The organism is Acinetobacter sp. WCHAc060025, from assembly GCF_004209355.1.
GTDB classification, from domain to species: Bacteria; Pseudomonadota; Gammaproteobacteria; order Pseudomonadales; family Moraxellaceae; genus Acinetobacter; species Acinetobacter wuhouensis.
Genome location: NZ_SGSX01000045.1, coordinates 1 through 5,530, shown reverse-complemented (window position 1 = coordinate 5,530; position 5,530 = coordinate 1). Strand labels below are relative to the sequence as shown.

Annotated in this window: 2 tRNA genes and 3 rRNA genes; all 5 read left to right on the top strand. The window is 48.6% G+C overall.

Features of this window, described 5'->3' with window-relative positions:
• Positions 1 to 160 precede the first annotated feature (160 nt).
• The 5 genes from EXE09_RS18390 (at position 161) to rrf (ending at position 5,530) form a co-directional block, all read left to right on the top strand.
• Positions 161 to 1,699, top strand: a 16S ribosomal RNA gene (locus EXE09_RS18390).
• Between the two features lie 59 nt (positions 1,700 to 1,758).
• A tRNA-Ile gene (locus tag EXE09_RS18385) sits at positions 1,759 to 1,835 on the top strand.
• Between the two features lie 61 nt (positions 1,836 to 1,896).
• Positions 1,897 to 1,972: transfer RNA gene (locus EXE09_RS18380), tRNA-Ala, on the top strand.
• Positions 1,973 to 2,328: 356 nt separating this feature from the next.
• Positions 2,329 to 5,219 (top strand): 23S ribosomal RNA (locus tag EXE09_RS18375).
• Between the two features lie 196 nt (positions 5,220 to 5,415).
• A 5S ribosomal RNA gene (rrf, locus tag EXE09_RS18370) occupies positions 5,416 to 5,530 on the top strand.
• Together the 16S, 23S and 5S rRNA genes with 2 tRNA genes alongside form the textbook arrangement of a ribosomal RNA operon.

Sequence of the window (5,530 nt, the reverse complement as noted above, 5' to 3'; positions counted from 1 at the left end):
TCATTAAGAGAATATGAAGAACAACTTGTGTGGATTTTTACTGATTGATTGATCGAAATATTATCATTGATTGATTGGTTTAAATTACTCGAAGTTTATTTGAGAGAATTTGTCAGTACATTGATGAGCCAGAATTGTGACCTTAAGTCACTAATGATTTTAACTGAAGAGTTTGATCATGGCTCAGATTGAACGCTGGCGGCAGGCTTAACACATGCAAGTCGAGCGGGGGAAGTTGCTTCGGTAACTGACCTAGCGGCGGACGGGTGAGTAATACTTAGGAATCTGCCTATTAGTGGGGGACAACGTTTCGAAAGGAACGCTAATACCGCATACGTCCTACGGGAGAAAGCAGGGGATCACTTGTGACCTTGCGCTAATAGATGAGCCTAAGTCGGATTAGCTAGTTGGTGGGGTAAAGGCCTACCAAGGCGACGATCTGTAGCGGGTCTGAGAGGATGATCCGCCACACTGGGACTGAGACACGGCCCAGACTCCTACGGGAGGCAGCAGTGGGGAATATTGGACAATGGGGGGAACCCTGATCCAGCCATGCCGCGTGTGTGAAGAAGGCCTTATGGTTGTAAAGCACTTTAAGCGAGGAGGAGGGGCTCTTGGTTAATACCCAAGATGCTTGGACGTTACTCGCAGAATAAGCACCGGCTAACTCTGTGCCAGCAGCCGCGGTAATACAGAGGGTGCGAGCGTTAATCGGATTTACTGGGCGTAAAGCGTGCGTAGGCGGCTTTTTAAGTCGGATGTGAAATCCCCGAGCTTAACTTGGGAATTGCATTCGATACTGGGAAGCTAGAGTATGGGAGAGGATGGTAGAATTCCAGGTGTAGCGGTGAAATGCGTAGAGATCTGGAGGAATACCGATGGCGAAGGCAGCCATCTGGCCTAATACTGACGCTGAGGTACGAAAGCATGGGGAGCAAACAGGATTAGATACCCTGGTAGTCCATGCCGTAAACGATGTCTACTAGCCGTTGGGGCCTTTGAGGCTTTAGTGGCGCAGCTAACGCGATAAGTAGACCGCCTGGGGAGTACGGTCGCAAGACTAAAACTCAAATGAATTGACGGGGGCCCGCACAAGCGGTGGAGCATGTGGTTTAATTCGATGCAACGCGAAGAACCTTACCTGGTCTTGACATAGTAGAAACTTTCCAGAGATGGATTGGTGCCTTCGGGAATCTACATACAGGTGCTGCATGGCTGTCGTCAGCTCGTGTCGTGAGATGTTGGGTTAAGTCCCGCAACGAGCGCAACCCTTTTCCTTATTTGCCAGCACTTCGGGTGGGAACTTTAAGGATACTGCCAGTGACAAACTGGAGGAAGGCGGGGACGACGTCAAGTCATCATGGCCCTTACGACCAGGGCTACACACGTGCTACAATGGTCGGTACAAAGGGTTGCTACACAGCGATGTGATGCTAATCTCAAAAAGCCGATCGTAGTCCGGATTGGAGTCTGCAACTCGACTCCATGAAGTCGGAATCGCTAGTAATCGCGGATCAGAATGCCGCGGTGAATACGTTCCCGGGCCTTGTACACACCGCCCGTCACACCATGGGAGTTTGTTGCACCAGAAGTAGGTAGTCTAACCGTAAGGAGGACGCTTACCACGGTGTGGCCGATGACTGGGGTGAAGTCGTAACAAGGTAGCCGTAGGGGAACCTGCGGCTGGATCACCTCCTTAACGAAAGATTGACGATTGGTAAGAATCCACAACAAGTTGTTCTTCATTGATGTATCTGAGGGTCTGTAGCTCAGTTGGTTAGAGCACACGCTTGATAAGCGTGGGGTCACAAGTTCAAGTCTTGTCAGACCCACCATTCTGACTAACGAAGCATGAAAATGCTGAATACAGAAAATTAGATATATTGGTCTTAAGCTGGGGACTTAGCTTAGTTGGTAGAGCGCCTGCTTTGCACGCAGGAGGTCAGGAGTTCGACTCTCCTAGTCTCCACCACGTACTTTAAAGAGTACGGGCTAAATAGATTATAGAATTTAGTAAGTATAAGCTTATTAAGTTCTGTGATTTATCACAGTTTACTACGCATCGACGAGATGGTAGTTAATCATTAACAGAATATATTTGAGTTGAAATAAATTGTTCATACTCGTTTTAATTAACCTAACAAGCAATTGTGAAAGTTAAATGAAATGAGTTACTAGCGATTAAACTGAATCAAGCGTTTTGGTATATGAATTTAGATTGAAGCTGTACGGTGCTTAGGTGCACGGACAACGAACTGTGGAACGTGGTGAGAATCACGATCTGTCTTAACCTTACTTGTAAGGGTTAACGACTGTTTGGGGTTGTATAGTCAAGTAATTAAGTGCATGTGGTGGATGCCTTGGCAGTCAGAGGCGATGAAAGACGTAATAGCCTGCGATAAGCTTCGGGGAGGCGGCAAATATCCTGTGATCCGGAGATTTCTGAATGGGGGAACCCACTTATCATAAGATAGGTATCGTAACATGAATACATAGTGTTACGAGGCAAACGAGGGGAAGTGAAACATCTCAGTACCCTTAGGAAAAGAAATCAATTGAGATTCCCTCAGTAGCGGCGAGCGAACGGGGATCAGCCCATTAAGTTATATGTGTTTTAGCGGAAAGCTCTGGGAAGTGCTACCGTAGAGGGTGATAGTCCCGTACACGAAAGGGCACATATAATGATGACGAGTAGGGCGAGGCACGTGAAACCTTGTCTGAATATGGGGGGACCATCCTCCAAGGCTAAATACTCCTGACTGACCGATAGTGAACCAGTACCGTGAGGGAAAGGCGAAAAGAACCCCTGTGAGGGGAGTGAAATAGATCCTGAAACCGCATGCATACAAGCAGTGGGAGCCGACTTGTTCGGTGACTGCGTACCTTTTGTATAATGGGTCAGCGACTTATATTCAGTAGCGAGGTTAACCGTATAGGGGAGCCGTAGAGAAATCGAGTCTTAATAGGGCGTATAGTTGCTGGGTATAGACCCGAAACCGGGTGATCTATCCATGAGCAGGTTGAAGGTTGGGTAACACTAACTGGAGGACCGAACCCACTGTCGTTGAAAAGCCAGGGGATGACTTGTGGATAGGGGTGAAAGGCTAATCAAACTCGGTGATAGCTGGTTCTCCCCGAAAGCTATTTAGGTAGCGCCTCGGACGAATACCATTGGGGGTAGAGCACTGTTTCGGCTAGGGGGTCATCCCGACTTACCAAACCGATGCAAACTCCGAATACCAATGAGTACTATCCGGGAGACAGACTGCGGGTGCTAACGTCCGTAGTCAAGAGGAAAACAATCCAGACCGCCAGCTAAGGTCCCAAAATCTATATTAAGTGGGAAACGATGTGGGAAGGCATAGACAGCTAGGAGGTTGGCTTAGAAGCAGCCACCCTTTAAAGAAAGCGTAATAGCTCACTAGTCGAGTCGGCCTGCGCGGAAGATGTAACGGGGCTAAAATATAGTACCGAAGCTGCGGATGTATACTTTGTATACGTGGTAGGGGAGCGTTCTGTAAGCCGATGAAGGTGTGTTGAGAAGCATGCTGGAGGTATCAGAAGTGCGAATGCTGACGTGAGTAACGACAAAACGGGTGAAAAACCCGTTCGCTGAAAGACCAAGGGTTCCAGTCCAACGTTAATCGGGGCTGGGTGAGTCGACCCCTAAGGCGAGGCCGAGAGGCGTAGTCGATGGGAAATTGGTTAATATTCCAATACTTCTGTGTAATGCGATGAGAGGACGGAGAAGGTTAAGTCAGCCTGGCGTTGGTTGTCCAGGTGAAAGGTAGTAGGCATGCATCTTAGGCAAATCCGGGGTGCTCTATGCTGAGAACTGATAGCAAGCTAGTTTACTAGCGAAGTGGCTGATACCATACTTCCAAGAAAAGTCTCTAAGCTTCAGTTACACAGGAATCGTACCCGAAACCGACACAGGTGGTCAGGTCGAGTAGACCAAAGCGCTTGAGAGAACTCTGCTGAAGGAACTAGGCAAAATGGTACCGTAACTTCGGGAGAAGGTACGCTGTTGTTGGTGATGGAACTTGCTTCCTGAGCTGACGACAGCCACAGAAACCAGGCCCCTGCAACTGTTTATTAAAAACATAGCACTCTGCAAACACGAAAGTGGACGTATAGGGTGTGATGCCTGCCCGGTGCTGGAAGGTTAATTGATGGGGTTAGCGTAAGCGAAGCTCTTGATCGAAGCCCCAGTAAACGGCGGCCGTAACTATAACGGTCCTAAGGTAGCGAAATTCCTTGTCGGGTAAGTTCCGACCTGCACGAATGGCATAATGATGGGGGCGCTGTCTCCAGCAGAGGCTCAGTGAAATCGAAATCGCCGTGAAGATGCGGTGTACCCGCGGCTAGACGGAAAGACCCCGTGAACCTTTACTGCAGCTTGACATTGAACTTTGATCTTACTTGTGTAGGATAGGTGGGAGGCTTTGAAGTGGCGACGCTAGTTGCCATGGAGCCGTCCTTGAAATACCACCCTGGTAATATTGAGGTTCTAACTCTGTCCCGTTATCCGGGACGAGGACCATGTCTGGTGGGTAGTTTGACTGGGGCGGTCTCCTCCTAAAGAGTAACGGAGGAGTACGAAGGTGCGCTCAGCGTGGTCGGAAATCACGCGTAGAGTATAAAGGCAAAAGCGCGCTTAACTGCGAGACCCACAAGTCGAGCAGGTACGAAAGTAGGTCTTAGTGATCCGGTGGTTCTGTATGGAAGGGCCATCGCTCAACGGATAAAAGGTACTCTGGGGATAACAGGCTGATACCGCCCAAGAGTTCATATCGACGGCGGTGTTTGGCACCTCGATGTCGGCTCATCTCATCCTGGGGCTGAAGCAGGTCCCAAGGGTATGGCTGTTCGCCATTTAAAGAGGTACGCGAGCTGGGTTTAGAACGTCGTGAGACAGTTCGGTCCCTATCTACCGTGGGCGTTGGAAATTTGAGAGGATCTGCTCCTAGTACGAGAGGACCAGAGTGGACGAACCTCTGGTGTACCGGTTGTGACGCCAGTCGCATCGCCGGGTAGCTATGTTCGGAAGGGATAACCGCTGAAAGCATCTAAGCGGGAAGCCTACCTCAAGATAAGATTTCCCTAGGACTTTATGTCCTCTAAAGAGCCGTTGAAGACTACGACGTTGATAGGTTGGATGTGGAAGCATGGTGACATGTGAAGCTGACCAATACTAATTGCTCGTGAGGCTTGACTATACAACACCCAAACAGTTGTGTTGTATGCAACAATCGATTCAAAACCAAACAATCAGCAATGATTGATCTTGATTTAGTTCAAAAGCTAGATACAATTGCCAACTCAAATTATCCTGTTAATAACTCTTTTGACCAAAGCTAGGCACACACTGTAAATACAGTTAAATAAGACCAAGTGATTAATCATAAACAGTTTGCTGGCGACAATAGCAAGAGTGAACCACCTGATCCCTTCCCGAACTCAGAAGTGAAACCTCTTAGCGCTGATGGTAGTGTGGGGTTACCCATGTGAGAGTAAGTCATCGCCAGCT